This is a genomic window from Pseudoalteromonas sp. NFXS39 (genome assembly GCF_040148775.1).
Lineage (GTDB): Bacteria > Pseudomonadota > Gammaproteobacteria > Enterobacterales > Alteromonadaceae > Pseudoalteromonas > Pseudoalteromonas apostichopi.
Genome location: NZ_JAGDEC010000003.1, coordinates 180,997 through 200,913, shown reverse-complemented (window position 1 = coordinate 200,913; position 19,917 = coordinate 180,997). Strand labels below are relative to the sequence as shown.

Annotated in this window: 18 protein-coding genes; all 18 read right to left on the bottom strand. The window is 37.8% G+C overall.

All coding sequences use genetic code 11. From position 1 onward, the window contains the following. Nucleotides 1-1,419, bottom strand: a complete 1,419-nt coding sequence (locus tag J3455_RS07115) for an MOP flippase family protein (RefSeq protein WP_178926278.1) — start codon at nt 1,417-1,419, stop codon at nt 1-3. Nucleotides 1,420-1,425: 6 nt separating this feature from the next. Further along, complete coding sequence (locus J3455_RS07110) at nt 1,426-2,472, bottom strand: TDP-N-acetylfucosamine:lipid II N-acetylfucosaminyltransferase family protein (protein ID WP_239976746.1); 1,047 nt, start codon at nt 2,470-2,472, stop codon at nt 1,426-1,428. 5 nt (nt 2,473-2,477) lie between these two features. Further along, on the bottom strand, nt 2,478-3,050 hold the full coding sequence (locus J3455_RS07105) for an acyltransferase (RefSeq protein WP_130050463.1): 573 nt from the start codon (nt 3,048-3,050) through the stop codon (nt 2,478-2,480). 26 nt (nt 3,051-3,076) lie between these two features. Then, complete coding sequence (locus tag J3455_RS07100; RefSeq protein ID WP_130050462.1) at nt 3,077-4,180, bottom strand: DegT/DnrJ/EryC1/StrS family aminotransferase; 1,104 nt, start codon at nt 4,178-4,180, stop codon at nt 3,077-3,079. A gap of 167 nt (nt 4,181-4,347) precedes the next feature. Beyond that, the gene (locus tag J3455_RS07095; RefSeq protein ID WP_130050461.1) at nt 4,348-5,673 is read right to left on the bottom strand and encodes a Slr4 family S-layer protein; all 1,326 of its coding nucleotides are present in this window, start codon (nt 5,671-5,673) and stop codon (nt 4,348-4,350) included. A 448-nt stretch (nt 5,674-6,121) separates the two neighbouring features. Next, the gene (locus J3455_RS07090) at nt 6,122-8,197 is read right to left on the bottom strand and encodes a secretin GspD/PilQ domain-containing protein (RefSeq protein ID WP_297331498.1); all 2,076 of its coding nucleotides are present in this window, start codon (nt 8,195-8,197) and stop codon (nt 6,122-6,124) included. A gap of 31 nt (nt 8,198-8,228) precedes the next feature. Beyond that, entirely contained in the window at nt 8,229-8,726 is a 498-nt protein-coding gene (locus J3455_RS07085) for a hypothetical protein (RefSeq protein ID WP_130050459.1), read from the bottom strand. Further along, the gene (locus J3455_RS07080; protein ID WP_130050458.1) at nt 8,726-9,286 is read right to left on the bottom strand and encodes a GspMb/PilO family protein; all 561 of its coding nucleotides are present in this window, start codon (nt 9,284-9,286) and stop codon (nt 8,726-8,728) included. The genes J3455_RS07085 and J3455_RS07080 overlap by 1 nt, the downstream gene beginning before the upstream one ends. After that, on the bottom strand, nt 9,283-10,422 hold the full coding sequence (locus J3455_RS07075; protein ID WP_168990000.1) for a hypothetical protein: 1,140 nt from the start codon (nt 10,420-10,422) through the stop codon (nt 9,283-9,285). Before J3455_RS07075 ends, J3455_RS07080 begins: the two co-directional genes overlap by 4 nt. An 8-nt stretch (nt 10,423-10,430) precedes the next feature. Then, nucleotides 10,431-11,288 carry a type II secretion system protein GspK gene (locus tag J3455_RS07070; RefSeq protein WP_130050457.1) on the bottom strand — a complete coding sequence of 286 codons (858 nt, stop codon included), beginning with the start codon at nt 11,286-11,288 and terminating at the stop codon, nt 10,431-10,433. After that, nucleotides 11,285-11,968: a PulJ/GspJ family protein gene (locus J3455_RS07065; protein ID WP_297331495.1), complete on the bottom strand. Its 684-nt coding sequence runs from the start codon at nt 11,966-11,968 to the stop codon at nt 11,285-11,287. The genes J3455_RS07070 and J3455_RS07065 overlap by 4 nt, the downstream gene beginning before the upstream one ends. After that, nucleotides 11,958-12,389 carry a PulJ/GspJ family protein gene (locus tag J3455_RS07060; protein WP_349561416.1) on the bottom strand — a complete coding sequence of 144 codons (432 nt, stop codon included), beginning with the start codon at nt 12,387-12,389 and terminating at the stop codon, nt 11,958-11,960. The genes J3455_RS07065 and J3455_RS07060 overlap by 11 nt, the downstream gene beginning before the upstream one ends. Next, nucleotides 12,386-12,793 (bottom strand): type IV pilin protein, encoded by a 408-nt coding sequence (locus J3455_RS07055; RefSeq protein WP_349561415.1) that lies wholly within the window; start codon nt 12,791-12,793, stop codon nt 12,386-12,388. Before J3455_RS07055 ends, J3455_RS07060 begins: the two co-directional genes overlap by 4 nt. Beyond that, complete coding sequence (locus J3455_RS07050) at nt 12,793-13,995, bottom strand: type II secretion system F family protein (protein ID WP_130050453.1); 1,203 nt, start codon at nt 13,993-13,995, stop codon at nt 12,793-12,795. Before J3455_RS07050 ends, J3455_RS07055 begins: the two co-directional genes overlap by 1 nt. Then, nucleotides 13,995-15,644 (bottom strand): GspE/PulE family protein, encoded by a 1,650-nt coding sequence (locus tag J3455_RS07045; RefSeq protein WP_130050452.1) that lies wholly within the window; start codon nt 15,642-15,644, stop codon nt 13,995-13,997. The genes J3455_RS07050 and J3455_RS07045 overlap by 1 nt, the downstream gene beginning before the upstream one ends. Then, nucleotides 15,644-16,039 carry a type II secretion system major pseudopilin GspG gene (gene gspG / locus J3455_RS07040; protein WP_130050451.1) on the bottom strand — a complete coding sequence of 132 codons (396 nt, stop codon included), beginning with the start codon at nt 16,037-16,039 and terminating at the stop codon, nt 15,644-15,646. Before gspG ends, J3455_RS07045 begins: the two co-directional genes overlap by 1 nt. A 20-nt stretch (nt 16,040-16,059) precedes the next feature. Further along, nucleotides 16,060-17,127, bottom strand: a complete 1,068-nt coding sequence (gene wecA, locus J3455_RS07035) for a UDP-N-acetylglucosamine--undecaprenyl-phosphate N-acetylglucosaminephosphotransferase (protein WP_349561414.1) — start codon at nt 17,125-17,127, stop codon at nt 16,060-16,062. 33 nt (nt 17,128-17,160) lie between these two features. Next, complete coding sequence (locus J3455_RS07030; protein ID WP_178926292.1) at nt 17,161-19,842, bottom strand: SLBB domain-containing protein; 2,682 nt, start codon at nt 19,840-19,842, stop codon at nt 17,161-17,163. Nucleotides 19,843-19,917: the final 75 nt, after the last annotated feature.

Here is a 19,917-nt window from a genome sequence, read left to right as displayed (position 1 = left end):
CTAAGAACCTCGAATAAAACTGTAAAACTTGAGTAGTTGCGGTGTAATTGCGATTAAGTAACCTACACAAATAAGCACAAACAAATATACTGGAGCTAATATTAATAATGGCTGTATAAGTAGTAACAACAAGGCTGCTATCGCAAAAAATGCTATGCATGCTGGCCCGAGTGCGGCAGCAAACTGGAAAAAAGACAAACCACTAATAGGCTTAATAAGAAGTTTCCAGTGCAGTAAAAATAATAAAACCTGTAACGCAACCAGCGCTTGCACCATTACCGTAATACCTTCATTAATTGAAAGTACGATAACTAAGGGACGCACAATTGTTACAGCAATATTCCACCAAAAACCACGTTTTACTTCACCACTAGCACGCAACAGCACACCGATAGGGTTCATCATAGATATGATAAGCATATATAAGCCAAGCCAACGAAGAAGCTCAGCATGTTCCAGCCACTCATTTCCATAAGCCATTCCTAAAATAAACTCAGGGAATAGAGCAACTAAAGAGTACAAAGGTATATTGATTAAGCTAAGTAGCCTAATCACCATGCCATATAAAATAGCTAAGCTATGCGTTTCTTTATGTTTAACAATAAGCGGGAAGGCCACTTTATTTACCACTGGATTAATCAATTGTAATGCAGGTCTAAATACAAGGGCTTTAACGTAAGCATAAATACCAAGAACTTCTGGCCCTAGTAATTTACCGATCAGCAACTGATCAAGCTGGGCACTTATAAAGTTTACGAAGCTCTCACCTGTTTGATATAGACCATACTTAATTGGTGCGATAATGCTGTTTAAACTTAACTTGCTAAACCCAGGCCTTAAAAGAGGGAAGCCAACTAAAAAGCAGGTACTTAAAAGCAGAGCATTCAGCAATTGAGAAAACACAACTGACTCTAATCTCAAATCAACTGCTAACAATATAATTAATGCTATAAAACTTGCCACACTGGCGAATACTTCAATTTTGGCAATACTATTAAAGTGCATTTTTTGCTGTAACAAGGCTAACTGCTGCTGCCCTAAACTGCGAATAAAAAATACCGGAGACAAATAACATAACAACAAAGACAGTTGTGGCATGTTAAAGAAAGACGCAGTAGGCACAGCCATCATAAGCACTAGCAAAGAAATAACGATACCTAAAATTACATTGACTAGGTATAACTGGTTGAGTTGTGATTTTTCTAACTGTTTATGGAATATCAAGGCGTTTGAAATGCCTGCATCGCCAAAGATTTGGGCAAACCCTACCACCAACTGTATAATTGCCAGTACACCGAGCTCTGCTGGCGTTAAGAACCTAGCAAGTACAACTAGCTGCGCTAACTGAAGGCCACCTTTAATAAGTGTGGCAGAGGCAGTCCAAGATACGCCAGATACAGCATCACGTGCGACACTCATACTAATTTATCCATGGAGCTGCTCTAACATATTGCGCCATTTAGGTGCTAATGCTTGCTCAGTAAAATGTTGGTTCATCAAGTCAGGGTTACGGTTATTATCTTTGCTAATTAAATTATTTAGCTCTGAATAACTCATGCTGGCTACTTCATCAGTTTTGTAAATTTCAAAGCCAAGCTCAGTTAAGTAGTTATAACTAGATGTGTCTGAAAGCAAAAACATGGGTTTACCCATTAATAACATGGCATATGCAACATATAACCCTTGTTGACGATGTTGAGCGAACACCGTTAAATGCACATCATTTAGTAATTTATCGTAGTCTTGCTTGTTAAGCATTTCAGTGATAGCAATAAATTTATCACCAAATAGTGTCGTTGCATGTTTAACCACTTCATCAATGTAACTTTGCTCACCACCATAATTAAGTGGCATGATAATTTCGATATTTTCATTGGCCAAATGAGCAAGCTTGTTTAAAGCGTCAATATGGTTATTACTCGCTGATGCCGAATTACCTACGAGTATTTTAAGTGGTTTTTCAGAAGTTAATTGCTCGCGGTCTTGTTCAACTTTCATCCCGATGAGTGGATATGGCAGCACTTTAACATTTCGCTTAAATAATACGCGTTGAGCAAGTTTTGCATCACCTTTATTTAAAGCAAATACTTGCTTATATCGGTTAATCACTAATGCATGTAAAACATGGACGACACGTTCTTTTATGGTGCGCTTCGGCCTTGTGTGACGATAGAGCTCAGCCCCCCAAAGTACACAACTACAGCGTTTTGTAACCGAACTAAGCAAGAGTTTTTTCCAAACATGCATGTCAAAAGAGCCGTGAAATACTATTTGGTCTTCTTTAGCTGTACTCTCAAGCAAAGCAAAAAGCTCTGCATTATTCTTATAATTTACAAAGTTTGGAATCGATTCGGGTGTTTTAACCCAAAACAATTGTTCAGCGTCTGGTCTACATTGTTGTTCAAAAAATTGTTGCATCGGTTTATAGTGATGCGGCGTATCAGCAAAGATATGGATTATACGTTTTGTCATATCGATTATTTAGTTTGGTAGGCTGCTAGGAAAGATTTTTCATGCGCAAGTAAGCCATCTTCTCGCGCTTTAATATATTTTGCAGGCTGACCTGCGTAAATCCCCCAAGCAGCTAAAGAACGATTCACCATAGTTAATGCACCAACAGCAACGCCTTGCTCTAACGTAACCCCTGGGAAAATAACACTGCCACTTCCAACAATTACATGCTTAGCTAGTGTTACAGGGGCATGTTCAACGTTAGTAAACTCACGATCAATAGTCGGGTTAGTTAAAAAAGCCCCTGAATAATCATCACTGCTTGAGTAGATAGCAACCCTTGAAGAAATATTACAAAAATCGTCTAATTGAATATGCCCAGTGCCAATAAGGCAGCTGTATACAGCTAGATGAATATGACTTCCTAGTGTAATACCGCCCTCTCCTGCTGAAAGAACACAAAAATCATCGATACGGACGTTGTCGCCTATAGAGATTCTTGAAGCACCGTAAATAGACGCTTTTTTTGATATTTTTACGTTCTCACCGAGTTTTGAAAGACCCAGGCTGAGTAATTCATCTCGCGTATAAATTGCCATCTAGCTTCCTATTAAATGGGTGTATATTAACAACTGCTTTCAAGTGCTGAAATTAAACTACTACAAATCTGTTCAACGCCTTCTAATGTCAAATCAGTAAACATAGGTAAACATAAAATTCGTAAACTTAACTCATTACCATGTGGCGTGCTGCCCTGCATTCCATACGCAGGAACTGTAGACAAGCTTGGATAAAAGTAACGTCTTGTTTGAATACCTTGTTCGAGCAACTTAGCCTGTACTTGTAACAATTGTTGTTCACTTTTAAGGACTACAGGCATATATGCACCATTATTATTACCTTTGGAGTGCCACGTTTGAAAACTCAACAAACCTTGATTGAGAGGTCTCGATAAGCACTTTTGATAATGTCCTATTAGTTCGCACCTTTTTCGGGTTATAAAAGGCAAATACTCTAGTAAGCATAATCCCATAGCGGCATGCATTTCGCTCATCTTGGCATTGATACCCACTAATTCAGGATAAAAGTCAGAATTAAAGCCAAAGTTTATTAACTGTTTAGCTTTTAAATAATCAGACTCATGCTTAAAGATGATGGCACCGCCTTCTACACTATGGAATAACTTTGTAGCATGTAAGCTTAACGTTGCTACATCTCCATGTTCAAGCACTGTATTCCCGCTGATATTGCTCGCAAAAGCATGAGCAGCATCATATATAACTTTTAAGTCATATTCTTTTGCCTTTCTATCTATCACCTCTACATCACATGGATTGCCAAAGACATGAACACCGACTATTGCACTTGCCTCAGATAATTGTTCAGCCGTTGCTTTATTTAAATCTAAATTATAAGTTTCTGGATCTATATCGACGAATTCTGGTTCTACACAAGCGAATTTTAACGCGCTAGCAGTTGCTGCAAATGTGAATGGTGTTGTTATTGCTTTCCCTTTGATATTTAGCGCAGCAAAAGCGACTTGTAAAGCAAGTGTACCATTGGCAACTAGTAATAAATGCTTTACACCAAAATAGCTAGCTAATTGACGTTCAAACTCTTGTAAACACTGGCCATTATTTGTTAACCAGCAGCGCTCAAATATACCATCAATTTGCGCTTTGTACGCGTCGATTGAAGGTAAAAACGGTTTTACTATTGGATACTTCACTCATCATGCTCACAAAACAAAAACAGTGTCGAAGTGTAGCAAACAACGATTACAGGGGCTAGCGGAGAAAGGAATTTTTGATTGAGCAATCGTTAGCAAACTTTATACATAAAAAAAGCGAGCCTAGGGCTCGCTTTTTTAAAACCATAACTGGCTATGTAAACTAATTACTTAGTTTTTACACGGTCAGCGTCAGATTTAGAGTAGTAAACACCAGTTACATCGATGTCAGCAGTTGGAGAGTTAACTACTACTTTGATGTGTGCGTTACCAGTTACACCGCTTTCTGCAGCGAATGCTTTAACTTCTTGAGAGATGTTAGTAGTCGCTTTAGGAGTAGCTGTAGCTGTAAGTGTTTTAGTGTAAGTTTTGCCGTCAGCTGTGATATCTACAGTGATTGCACCAGCAACAGAACCAGTGTTAGAAACATTGATTGACTGTGCGTACTGAGTACCAAATGGCATGAATACGATGTTTTCATCGAAACCATTTAGAGTCCAAGAACCAGCTGAAGCTGAAGCAATTGCTTTAGTTGAAGCAGTACCAGCAGCTGTGTTGTACTTGATTGTTGAATCAACAGTGAACTTTTGTGTAGATAGGATAGGCGCTTTAGAGTTTGCTTTACCTAATACAGTGAAAGTAGCTGTCATAGCTTCTGCAGTGTTACCAGCAGCGTCAGCAACAGTTACAGTGATTGCATCACCAGCTGTGTTGATTGTGCTTGTGTAAGTGTCTGCAGTACCAGTTGCTTTGAATGCAGCAGCTAGTTCAGTAGCGCTAACACCAGTAGTACCGTCAGTGTCCATCCAAGAGAAGTCACCTTTGATCACGTGAGTAGCACCAGTGTAAACTGCGTCATGAGTACCAGCAGTAGCAACTACTGGAGTTACTTCTAGTACGTCAGTAGTGATTGTGTCGTTACCAGCAGTGAATTGCTTACGCTCGTTTTCAACGTCGATTACACCGTTAAGTGATTTAGTAACTGAAGAGCTAAGTTGAGCTTTAGAAGTTACAACAGTTGAAGTAGCTGTACCAACGTTGTCTAGGTCTAGACCAGTTGAAGTTTTAGCAGCGTAAGTTAGTTTGATGTCGCCAGCAGCGTCAGTTACTGTAGTAGTTTTAAGAAGCGCACCGTTTAATAGGAAGCTCTTACCGCTGAATACTTCAACTGGAGAAGGAACTGCAGTTACACGGAAAGTAGCTGTAGTAGCAGTTTTAGATAACAGACCAACAGTTGGGTTGTTAGTAAAACCAGAGAAAGTGATAGCAGGGTTAGATGTAGTATCGAACTCAGCACCAGTTAAAGTGATAGTGAATGTATCACCTACAGCGTATTCTGCAGCTAATTTGATTGTAAGCTGAGGTACAGCAACAGTTGTTTGACCAACAGCACCTTCTAAAGATACAACAGAAGGAGTAGCTGTAGTAGTCGCAGCGTTTGCGCCAAATGCAGCAACGCCTAGAGCAACTGCTAGTAATGATTTTTTGAACATTATATATTCTCCAAAGTTTCATGAAACAGGAACGTTCATTGTTCCTTTTTTTTTAGTATGAATGACCATGCACCATAGGCCGTCACCTAAGTGACTACTAGTCGAATTCAGATTCAGTCTAATGAATGTTAGTTTATTGTCAAGTAATTAACAGTCGTTACACTAACTTAATTATATTACCGTTTTATGTATTCTATGTACACTATTTAAAAACCTTAATTTTCATAAGGTTATATTCGCACTCTAATTTTCAGTAAAAAAAAAAGCCTTTCGTTACAATTGTTTACAATACCCAATTTGTATACATTTTAACCTATACATATTCTGTCAATTTATTTGCAAAACTATCTTAACAATAGCTCATAAAATTAATTCGTACCAAAGCGCCACCCTAAAGGTTAAAACACACATAAAAGGACTGATTTTTTAAATAAGCAATTAAATTTTACTACTGTACAGCATTTTTCGTAGTTTCAGGCAATTTGAGCTCATTTAAGCCCTGCTTGAATTGCTCATATACACTTTCCCACTCAGCCGTTGAACCAATAATTCGTGGAGTAACTAACACTACTAACTCTGTCTTCGTTTTATTGTTGTTAGTACTGTCAAAAAGCTTTCCGAATAATGGAATGGTTGAGAAGAATGGCACAGTTTTATCGCCCAAAGTGCTATTTTCACTAATCAAACCACCTAACATAATGGTTTGACCATCAGCCGCTATAACTTCTGTTTGTAGACTTCGTTCAAAAACGATAGGGTTACCTTCGGCACCAGTCCCATCTGCTTGGTTACTTATTTCTTGGGCGATTTCCATAACCACCACACCTTTTGCATTAACCGTTGGGGTAACTTTTAAATCTATACCTGTTTCAAGGTAGTCGACAGATGAGCGAGAACCAACTGTGGTATCTGTAATTATTTCTCCAACAACAGGGATGCGATCACCCACGCTAATTGTTGCCTCAACGCCGTCTCTTACTGCCAATGTTGGTCGTGATAGAACATTGACATAATTGTTTGTTTGCAACAAATTAACGGCTAACCTTCCTGTCGCTCCACTTAGAGCATAAGTCAGTCCAGTACCATTCGATTGTAAATTAAACCCTCCAACAGACGTCGCTCCCATATTTGTCAATGCAAACTCAACACCTTGTTTAAACTCATCAGTTAAGCTTACTTCTGCTATCATTACTTCAAGCATTATTTGCTTTGGCATAATGTCCAGGCGCTTAATCATAGGTAATAAATTTCGATATGCATCACCCGTTGTTTTGAAGATCAATGAGTTTGAACGCTCATCAACTACCATCTTCATACCTTCAGTTTGGACAGAAATATTACTTGGGGCTTGTCGCTTATTCGATTGTTGATTATTTTTAATTTGCTGGTTCTGGCTACTTGCTGAAGTACTACTTCCTAGTGGTTCAGCTGAATTCCCTACTAATAAGTTTTGTAGGCTCGTGCCTAAATCGACTGCTCTGGCAAATTCAGGCACAAAAACAAAGTATTGCTCTTGATTACCATCAGCTGGCTGATCTAGCTTACTCGCCCAGAAAGTTGCTCGTTTTAAAAACTCTTTATTATTTGTAAAAAAGACCATTGTGTTAATGCGCTCTAGAGGCACAATAGATATGGCTTGTTCGGTTGTGGCATTAATACTGACCGAGATCCCTTCTTGTTTCATTAAGTCTTGTAATAATTTACTTAATTGGTCAACCGGCACAAAGCTTGATTTGTACATACCAATTGATCGATTACGAAATGCTGGTTGATCAACCAACTGCATAAACTCAAGCGCCTTCACTATATCGTTACGCTTCCCCTTAAACATAATGGCATGTTGTTCAAACATAGGTTGCGCATTTACATTAGTGAGCTGACGAATTGTATTAGCAAGCGGAGTTTGCATTCCTGCTTTAAAAGGCGCTAGTTGTATTATTTCATTTGCAGTGTTTGGAACATCTTCAGGGTTTGCACCATATCCGTAAACTAGATTATTAGCGATGCCCCCCTCAGTCTGATGAATGTAATAAATACCGTCTTGAAAGCGAATTACAATATTACGTTCTTGCAGCATTTGCTCACTAAGAGAAAACAATTTACGTTTGCTGAGCGGATCTTGCAGATTTAAGGTAACTTGAGCTTTACTATTATTTAGCTGTTCACCCAAAATATAATTAACATTTAGTAATTCACCAAAAACATAGTGTAAGTAGTCTTTAATTAATAGGCTATCTGCTGTTAACTTAACTTGTTCAACATCACTAAACTTACTCGCAAGGTCCGTTTGCTCTGACTTTAGCCTGCTATCGTTTTGTAGCGCTTCAACGTACACAATACCTTGATTTGTAGGGGCTACTTGTTCAGCGCCTGTGGTGGTTTCTACTTCACCTGCTGCGACTTTTTTTGTTTGTACTTTTTCTAAATACGATGGTGTAGGTGTAATTCCACCATTGCTTCTAGCGCAACCTGTTAGCACACTCATCGTCACTATGCCTAAAAAAAGAACCTTACTGTGTTTCATAAATTATCCAGACACTATAACTATTTGTTTATTAACCACGTTTATACATGGTCAAAGTAATGTTTTGTTGATCTTTGCTAAGCTCAACCTCGGTATTTGACAGTATTTTTAAGCTATAACCATGCACTGTTTGCATGTCATTATATTTGACAAGCTGGCTACTACCATCATTGATATCTTTTTGCTCTATAAGCACATACGGCTTAATTGTGAATATAACGGCCTTTAACCTAAGCTCATAATTATCTGCAAATACAGTAACCAATTCGCCATTTTGTTCGGCTTGTTTAGCGGCTGACAAGCCCTTTTCTTGTACTTTACTGCTTTGCTCTGGCTGAGTGTATTTTTTATATACTTTCTCTAACCCTTGTTTTGAACTATCAGAAAGTAAAGGAAGCGAAACTTCAACTAAACTTTGCTGACTAAAATCACTATCTTTTTCAGTTGATTTTAAGCTTAAACGACTATTGAAATCTGCTACTAAAATTAACGCAATTACAACTACCGAGATTAGTAACGTTTTATTCATTACGCTTCTCCTTGTTGCATGTAAAAACTTAATTCGATTGTGCCATCAACCTGCCCTAACTCCTGCTCACTTTGTCCTTTAATACGCATATTAAAGTCGCTTACTTGGATAATCGGGGTGCTTGTTTCAAGTTCAACTAATATCTTTTGAAAGTTTAATAACTTACCGCTTATATTCAGTGTTAGTTGATGGCGCATTAATGTGTTATCTGCAACCTTTAAACTTACTAACCAATTACTGTTATTTATTTGCAATTGATATTTTGCCATTAACTGTTCAACTTGTTGCTGCATGGCCAGTTTAAACTCTGTATCTTTTTGAGGTGCTACAAATAAACGATTAATTTGCTCAAGCTGCTGAGTTATTTGCTGTTGCTGAGCATCAATTGCTGTTTGATTTTTGATCACACTTTGTGATTTAGCGGCGCGCTTTTGCAAGTTACTAATCAAATTAACCTGCTCTGCTTGCCAATCAACTAAAGGCACAACGATAAACTTCAAGACAAGTAATACGCCTATAATTCCTAAGGCAACTTGCTGCTTTGGTTCAAGTTTATTCATTTCCCCTCCTGATTAGAGGCAAATGAAGTTACCTGATCGTCATGTGTGTTTAACATAAAGCTGATAACAAAGCTTTCACCACCGCGCTCCTTGCGTGATGGATAATCAAATCTAGCATCTTCGACCCGCTTATCTTTCATTATGGTAGCAAGCACATCTGTTGCTCTATTTGCTTTTCCTCTTAAAACAAATCGCCCCTCTTGCCAACTGATACTGCTAAGTTGTGTATTCTCAAATAAATCGCTTATAACTAAAAAAACGGGGCTAGTAATTGAAAATTGCTGTAATAATTGCTGACGCTGTTGGAGTGTCTCACTACTTGTTAAGTATGCATTCAAAGTATTTAGTGCAGTATTAACGGATGACTTGTTGATTTCGAGTTGACTCTCTAATTGATATGTTTTGTAAAAAAGGTAAGTGCTCGTTAATAGTGCGTATGTAACAAATAACCCAGCAAATAGACCACTGTAACGTAGCGCAATGCGTTTATTAAATACATTGTTTGGTAAGCTAAAAAATGTTTGTAGATATTGTTTTGGAAGTGCATATAAACCTTTAATTATACGAGCTGTATACTCTTGCTCCGTGTCTATACTGATAACCTTTTTTAGTGGAATACCAAACATACTTGTGAAGCGGTCTGGGTCATTTATTAGTTTACTAACCAGCAACGAACAGACATTGTTTTGATGTTTAGTAACGAAGCTAGCCGTTTTAACTTGATTAGAAATGACTTCACCATTTGTCACTGTTTGGCTCAAAAGAAGTGATTCAGGCAATGTGATCCAGGCTTTAGGAAGATACTCAGCAAAACGCCACTGCATTACTTGGCTTTGCTCTGCTTCAATTTGCGTTACTAATGTATGGGTTATGCCTTGTTGCTCTGTATTTTTTAGATCTATTGCAATTAATTGTTTTAGCTCTTTCTTATTGCCAATTGGATAAGTAAATAATTGCTCATTGTAATGTTGGCGACCAACAATAAGTAACCATTTAGTTTCTTCATTGATTGATGCTGGCTTTAAAGCAAATTGCTGATGTTGATCTAGTACAAGCTGGTAAGGTTGATCGGTATAAAAAGCAACCACTTTGCACAGCCATTTTTTCAGCAATAACTTAATATTATTATTAATCATTATGTTCTCTACCGAGCCTTTACAGCTAGTTTATTCACCACAGGATCTTTTGTTGGTTGTAAATGATAGTAAGTTGTTTTGGTTACTACCGCTTCTCCAACCTTAACTGTTAACGTTATTTTGAATAAATTGGATGGATATAAAATAATATCGCCACTCTCAGATATGCCCGTTGCACGCACAAAATCATTAACTGTTAACCTGTTAGCCCTGCGTTGCATAATAACATATTCTGCAACATCTTCGCTCAATAAAGCGTATAGCAGGGTATCGGGTGAATTCATCGGATTGAACGCACCTTTTTTATATTGTGTTGTATTATTTGCAAGTACTTTCAATTGTGCTGGTTGCAAACCTAAATGACTTAGTTCTTCGATATCATGAATTGCGGCATTTCGTGCAATTACATCATTTTTTATATAATCAGAATGTGTGTCTAAGCTTTGCCAAGCCATGATCTGCAACACTGCAAGCTGGGCATCATAATCATTTAAGCCACTGTAGGTCAACAATCGCTTTAATCGTGTTTCTTCTGGGTAGTGGATATTTAACAAGCCTCGAAGATCTTGTAACTGAACTTCTACATTATTTGTTGTTTTAAAAGGCTCCCCATGAAAATTCCAAGATGTGATAAGAGGATTATTAACGGGCGGAGTAGCCATAGGTGTTAGTTTTTCAGTGAGTAATGAAAATAATATGCTCGCCTCAGCATTGTTAAGCTCAACTAAAGCTTGTGCTTTATCAATCATCATAGTTGCATTTTTAACTTGTTGGCGTGCTGACTGAGTAAAATACAAAGCTAAAATAGACACTACAGCAACGATTAGTAGTACTTGTACTAATGCAATACCTCGCTGTTTCATCACAGCTCTCCCGTTTGTATGTAATTACCATACCAACGATTTGGCTCTTCATCTAACTGAAAATAAAAGTCCATTGGCTGTTGATTTTTTAATAGTGTCAACCTTATTTTCTGAGGAGTTAGTTGTTGCTCTAACCCAGAGTATGTAGCCTGCCAAGTAGGTGTTGAGCCAGGCTCTTGCAACGCTTTTTGCTCTAGACTTTCCCAACCAAAATAGCTAAAAGTAACTCTATCTAAGTCGCTAAGTAGCGTTTTTTGACTCGTAAATTCTATGTTCTGCTCTGAGTTAATTAGCAACATGTCAGCACTTGAAATTGCTTGGTAGACAAGGTCAAAACGGCCCAGCTTATTTTGCACAGCGGTTAATCTCACAAGCTCTGGATTTTTGGTATCTGTATATCCATTTTTGGTCATCATGAGTAGGCTATCTTCACCGCCAACAAAAAACATTTCTGGCTGGCCTTTACTATTTTTTATTAGGTATGGCTCAACCCCTTCTAATAAGCTCTGTAAAATGTAAATTGCTTTTGCTTGCTCAATATCGCGCTCAAAGCTACCTAATTCTTTATCCCAACGAGAGGCAAGCTGCATATAGACATAATTACCAGTGAACATAATGAGTGATAGCAATGTCACTGAAATCAATAACTCAATTAATGTAAAGCCTTGCTGTTTACGCATCATGCCAGCTCACTTCATTTAAAATGTAGTTTTTCTCAATCCCGTTACGTTTAATGATAAGAGAAATGCGCCAGAGCTGGATTTGCTTTTTATCTGCTATTTCTTCTGCAAACTCTAGAGCCATAGTTTCATTAATAATAACTTTACTTTGCACTACTGAGGCTTGCCATTGATATTCCCCCCCCCAAGCATTACCTTGCTCTGATAGTTGTGATTGTTCTGAAGATGCAGCTTGGATCTGCAGTTGAATGCGCGATATTAATGCAGGGAGGTTTGCGACTACATTAACATGATTACTTGCTTTCTCACTTGCAATAAATGCCCCTCGGTAAATTAGTGAAACCGCGGCAAGCGAAGAGAAAAGAATTATAGTAGCTATGAGAAGCTCAATTAATGTAAAGCCTATCTGTTTTTTTTGTTTCATCTTAGTGTTGGTTGCAGACTAATCATTAATGGTTCACCACGTACATAACCTTGAATTTCATTAGGAGAAGTGAGTCCGTTTTTATTAAAGTTAACCCACTGAGCTTCAAATCGTAATGACTCAAGCTTTTTGGTTTTTATTATTTCTTGTTCATCAAGAGTGTACAAATTAAGCGTATTATCTTTCAATTCAAGTCGATACGCCCTCGATTCTATAAATGATTGAAAAGCTATGCTTTTTATCCAGTTGCGCGTTTCAAGTAGCTCTGTTCTAGCTGCACTTTTGTCGACAGCTTTAACAGAGATTGGAGCTACAACTGAAAGTAATAAGGAGACAATACTTAATACAATGATTAACTCGATCAAGGTAAAGCCATGTGCAAATTTATTATTTGCGCCCGTCATTAGAAGCCTACGTCGTTTAAAGAGATCATGCTCATCAACATGATAACGACGATACCACCGACGAAACCACCCATAAATAAAATCATTAATGGTTCAATCAACGACGTCATATTGTCTGTCCAGGTTTCAAAATCTTGTCGTGAACGATTTGCTATTTCATCGAATACGATATCTAAATTACCGGACTCTTCCCCCACTTCAAGCAGTGAAATATAAAATGGTGGATATAAAGAAGTTTGCTGTAATGCTGGGGTCAATTGACTACCACGTTTTACTTTTTTTCGCGCAATTGTCATTTCGTGATGTAGTACATGGTTTTTGATATTACCCGCAGCCAGTTCTAATGCTTGGTCAATAGGTACACCAGCTTTCAACATCAAACTTAAACCACTATTAAAACGTATGCGCTCAACTGTGGCGCTCGCATTCGCTATTACAGGTAATTTTAGTGCTGTTTTATGCCACCAATGCTGAAAACCTTTACGTTTACTTGCCCAAATAAGGGCAGGGACTGAAGCAATAACTGCTAATGCCAAGAACACTTGATAGTCATTCATCCACTCACTAATAGATAACATAAGCTGGGTATACCAAGGAAGCGAGCTTAATTGACCAAACATATCAGCCATTTTTGGAATGATGAAATTAAATATGAAAAAAATACTTAAAATACAAACAAATAAAATAACGCATGGATAAGTAAGTGAACCTACAATTTTTCGTTGTAGTTCACGTTTAAACTTAAGATCTTTGGCGATACCAGCAAATATTTCGCTTAAGTTTCCTGAAGCTTCACCTAATTCAATTAAGTTACAATAAAGGTTATCGAATACATCAGGATAAGCTCTGAGTGCTTGAGAAAGGCTACTCCCTTTCTTTATGCTACTGCTAATGTTAGCTAGCATTTGTGCTAATGCAGCTTTAGCTTTTGTTCGCCTAATAATGTCTAGGCCACGATCAATCCTAACTCCAGTTGCAAGTAACAAACTTAACTCTGCTGTTAAAAATTCTAGGTCGGCTAAGGATACCTTGCTTTGAAAAAGCACACCGGTCGTTGCTCTTTTTTGCTCTTCTTTAACTTCAAATGGCAGTAACTTTTGAACTTTTAATTTGTTAATTGCATCTTGCTCAGAGGTTGCTTCAATAAGCCCCTCTGATTTTGCGCCAGATGAATCATAGGCTTTGTAATTAAAAAGCGCCATTAACCTGCGACCCGTATTACTTCATCAATAGTTGTATGACCTAGTACCGCTTTGTGTAAACCATCCTCGAGTAAGGTTCGGCGATTAAGCGAGTGATTATGATTTTTAGCTTTAGGTATGAAATCAGCATCTTTTGGCATTGCTTTAATTTCATTATCACAGCGTAAATACTCTGTTACGGCCATTCGGCCTTTATACCCGGTATGAGCACAATGCTCACAACCTTTACCTCGAACTAAATTAATCGTATCGATACTAAAGCGTTCAGCAAACTGATTCAGGTTATATTTTTCTATAAGCTTTTGTGCATCTGGATCAGGTTCACTGCAATTGCTACATACTTTTCGTGCTAAGCGCTGTGCAACTATCGACACCAGTGCAGCATTGAGCAAGAACTCTTCTACACCAAGGTCAAGTAATCGAGTATAAGCACTTGCAGCATCATTTGTATGAACAGTACTAAATACTAAGTGGCCAGTTAATGCAGACTGTAATGCAATTTGAGCAGTTTCTTTATCTCGTATTTCACCCAACATAATTACATCAGGATCTTGACGAACTATAGAGCGCAGGCCCGCTGAGAAGTCAAAACCTATATCACTATTAACTTGCACCTGATTTATACCTGGTAATTGGTATTCTACCGGGTCTTCTAAAGTAATAATTTTTACATCATCATTATTTAGTGCGTTCAAAAATGTATATAAGGTTGTTGTTTTACCAGAACCTGTAGGGCCGGTTAATAACACAACCCCTGCTGTTGTTTTGATATCTTCGCGGATCAATTCATCAATGTCATCTGATAAACCCAAAACGGACATATCGTAACGTACGTTCTCTTTTCTTAGAAAACGCATAACGACTGATTCACCATCATTTAATGGTAATGACGATACACGAATATCAAGCTCTTGATTGGCAATTTTCATTTCGATTTTGCCATCTTGCGGGCGGCGCTTTTCAGCGATATCCATTCCCGACAAGATTTTCAAACGCGTAATTATTGGCAGTTGTTTACGAGCCGAAATAGTTTCAGCTTCATGCAACACACCATCAATTCTAAAACGCGCCCTGTAGCGGCCTTGGTAAGGCTCTAAGTGCATGTCTGATGCACCTTGGCGTAATGCTCTACTAATTAGTGAATTTAGTAAGTTTACTGTAGGGGCTTCTGTAGCTAATTCTTTTAGGCGTTCTTCCTCATCTAAAGGACTATCATCATCGATATCTGTTAAAGGCTCTTCGTACTTTGCTGCTAATAATTGAATATCAACTTCATTCGCAATGAATAAAGAATAAGATTGATTATTTTTACTTAACCAATCATTCATTACTTGGTTAAGTGGATCCTTACAAGCAAAGGAAATGTGCTCTTTATTGTCAGTTATTGGTAACCAGCTTTGCTCAACAAACATATCAAGCATAGGCTTATCGATGACTAGTGCAGAAAAGTTAGCGTATTGTTCACTAGTAAACAGTGGGATACCTAAATATTCACTTAGTAACAAAGGAACTTGATCTTCTGGCAAGCTCCCCATGTTTACAAGTACTTGTTCTAACCTTCCGCTATATTTTGCCTGATAATTTAAGGCCCGAGTAAGATCTTGAGGGTCAACACTAAACTTTTCTATTAATAAATCATGTAATTGCATTATTGATGTATTATATCCGCGTTGTTGTCGGTACCACCCTCTTTACCATCACTACCGTATGATTTTAGTGAATATGGATTGCCATTTTCACCAGGGGTCTTGTAGACATAAGGGTTTCCCCAAGGATCTAACGGGATATCTTTTGGTAAATAAGGACCATCCCAACGTGGATCATCACTTTTACGTAACTGAGAAAGTTCTGTTGGGTATTTACCTAAATCAAGTCGATAAGTATCAATAGCGGTTTCAAATGATGACATTTGTGCTGCTGCTATTTTACGCTCTGATGAACTTAACTTAGAAAAAAACTTAGGCGCGACCAGTGACATTAAAAGCCCTAAGATGACAATAACAACAAGTAGCTCCATCATCGTAAAACCATTATTTTTTTTCATAAAACTCTCTTTAAATTTAGTTATTTTTTGACGTCTATTTTTTTTCGTCTTAGAAATCTTGCTACTTTCCAACAGTGTTGTAGTGCTAAAGAATAAAACACAAATACAATCAAAAATAGGGCAAGCATTATCCATTCAGGAACATTTAAAACTTCCCCTAGAATACCAACACCGCTCAAAATTATGGCAAAAAACGATATTGAGCTCAACGCCCTGCGAGGACTAAATCCTACCCGCATAAAGATATGGTGCAAATGATCGCGGTCAGCACTAAACGGGGATAGCCCCTTACGTTTACGGCGAATTATTATTGCCATCATATCCATTAAAGGCACACCAATAATCCATAACGCTGTTACAGGTCTAAATGCTGATTCGGTTGTCTGAGTGCCTACCATTAAAAACCAAATAACACTCAAACCAATAAACATAGAACCCGCATCACCCATAAAAATTTTCTTATTTCTATGGCCTTTAATACCTAAATTAAACGCTAAATAAGGTAGTACGGTCGCAACAATAATAAGCGGTAAATAAACCAAAGCATAGTTACCACTAAACAGCATTAAAATAAAAACAGATAATAAGGTGAGAATACTAAGTGAGCCAGCTAAACCGTCAATGCCATCGATCATATTAAAGGCATTAATACAAGCTATGACACTAATCACTGTAAATATTATACCAAACCAACCAAGGTCAATATCACCCATTAAAAATAGATTGCCCAGATTATGAATGTATATTTCACTACTATAGATCATCACAAGAGCAACTAGAACTTGGACGCCTAACCTAATTTTTACACCTAATTGACGGTAATCATCTATAACCCCCAAAACTACAATAACCGCAGCACAAGCTAAGTAACTTACAATTTTCACTGTTAGTGGGTGAAATGCCATAATCGAAATTGCCACAGCCAAAAAGATTGACAATCCACCAATTAAAGGGATGGTGCCGGTATGCTGTTTACGCAGGCATGGTTTATCGACTAAGCCAAATTTTACAGCTAATGGCGTAATCGCCAAAATTATGATGTATGAAAAAACAAATGCAAACATCAATGTTATGAATTCAAAGGTCATTATGAAGCCTTAATTAAGAAACATACTTCATTGTTATAATGAACTAATAGCCGCTACAGCTACGCCCATTTGATACACTATTTGTGTTGCTGTGCTCCAAAGAGTCAGGTTATCAATATAATCAGAATCTAAAGGTACTACTATAGTATCACCTGGCGATAACTGAGAATTATTATTAACCGCAAACCAAGACCCTTCATTTGGCACTTCAATTAAACCACTTGCCTTAATGATATAAATACGGTCTTCATCAGCACGTTGCTTTAAACCACCACTGCGGCTTAAATAGTCATTAAGGCTAAGTTCTTCCTGATAAAGGTGTGAGCCTGAAAAGTTAACCTCACCTACAACACTTACACTTGAGCGTTTTGAAGGTATATAAAGTACATCTTGATCTTCTACCTCTAAATGACGCTGGCCATTCATAATTGATGGTAGATCTATAACCAAACGACCAACGGCCCTAACATTCGCTAAGTCATTTATTAAATTATTCATATCTTGATACGATAGTGACGCATCCGTGATAGAGTTGTTAAAACTTTTAGAAGCAATATCTCGGCGTAAGTCTTCAGATAACTTCTTTAGTTGTTGCTGCTGTTGTTTTCGAGTTTCCTCACGCGTAAAAATAGCCCCCTCAGGATAAGAAAACTCAGTAAAACCGCCTGCTCGCTCAATTACTTCGGCTAACGTTTCGCCTTTTGAAATACTATAAACACCAGGGAATTTTACTTCGCCAACAATATTAATTTTTCTATCTTGCTGCCAATTTGGAATCGGGTAAATATTAATTGTATCTTTGCTTTGTAACTCAAATGATGAGCTTGACTCATCATTAACTAATCTAGCTAAATCAATACTAATGTGTTCCAAATTAGATTTCCCTGCAAAGCGAGTAATTTCAGCACTCTTCAAATAGGCAGATTCTTTTAGGCCACCAGCAGCTAGCAGCGCTCCTTTCACTGATGCATTCACAGGTTTTGGATATACACCTTCGTAAAATACCTCACCACGAATACCTATAATTTGTAATCCGTCATCAGAATTTGCTTGCTGGTTCAGTTTAGCCAAAATAGGTTTAAGCAACCTTTTTCTACTAAAAACAGCATACTCATGCTCTTCTAATTCTTCCTTACTTGTGAGCAATTCTGTGATAGAAAGAACTTCTTGCTCTTTTTCTTTAGAGAGTGTCTCAGCTAGTTCCTTATCCAAAGCTGAACCAAGATCGATAAATTCATAAAACTTTCGCTCTTCGTACTCATCCCAAAGCTTGATTTTTTCTTGTTGTTTTAACTGCTCTTTAGTCAAAGCCATGCCTGCGAGGGCATTTTCTTCACTTTCTAAAGATTGGAAACGACTAAATACAACAACAATATCGCGAGGCTTTAGCTCTAGGTCTTCTTCACCACTTACTGCATTTATGAGGGAAAACTGATGTAACTCAATATCACCACGTAAGTTAGTCTCGCGAACAATTAATGAATAATCATAGTCTGCAATTGGCAGTAAATCTGCTTTTAGAGAACCAAATAGCTGACTGACAGTTTTTCCTTCATGCCACGCGTAGTTACCTGGATGAGCAACAGCACCAAGCAGAGTCACTGCATTGTCTAATTCTTTACTAGAAGATGGAACGCGAATTACATCTCCATCATTTGGTTTATATGCATCTCTTTTAGATAAGTTAAGTTGCAGGACGGTTCTCGAACTATTACCTGTGTAGCGTTCTACAACTGTTTTCTGCGGATATGCAGCTGCATTAAAGCCACCTGCCATAGCTATTAAATCTTGACTAGATTCATTTTTTTTAAGCTCAAAAATGGCTGGTCTACGTACTTCACCTTCAACACTCACTCGCATACCAACTGGTGGAATAAATACAACATCACCCGGCTTTAAAATGACATCGTTACTACTATCACCTTTTATCAATAGGTTATATAAGTCGAGAGTTGTTACTGTTTTTCCTGCACGCTTTAATTGTATATTTCTAAGTGAGCCAATATCAGACACGCCACCACTCACAAATAATGCATGTGTAATTGAAGCTAGAGAAGGAACTGTATATGCACCAGGCTTATAAGCTTCACCTAAAACCATTATGCGGATTGAGCGCGTTTTTCCCATTGATACATAAGCCTCTGTACCAATGATTTCCTGTTTAACTTTCGCTTTTATTAAGCTCACGACATCACTGTACTGCATGCCACTAACTGTAACCGGCTTAAGATTACTAATAGTTAAGCGACCTTCGCGATCTATAATAACCTCTTCTGCGGACGTTTCTTTACCAAACAAGTTGATAGTAAAAGTATCACCAGGCCCAACAATGTAACTATCAGGTACAAGTGCACTTTCTGACGGAGCAAAAGTGGTTGGTTCGCCAGAAAAAAGCTCATACCCAAATGGTTTTAACTCATCTTCTTCTGGTTTGAACTTCTCTTCTGCTGTAATTTTTTTGTTATCTTCGTTATCGTCAAACATGCCTCTAGGCATTACAGTATCTGAGACTTCATTCGTAGATTGATTTTCGTTTTGGTCTGCCGAGACTAACATACTGAGGTCTAAGCCGTACTTCTTAGCAAGTGCTTCTTGTTGAGATTTGGGGAGTTTTTTAAATTGTTCGATTTGTTGCTTAGTTGGAGTGACTGAATGAGCTTCAGTAATAAATAAAAGCGAGATAAAAAGCGCAATTACAAGTCTAAAAAACTTCACAAAGTTTCCCTTCTAAGAAAATAAAGATAACCGCGGCATACTACATCATTTTATAAACAAAAAAAATGGGTAAAC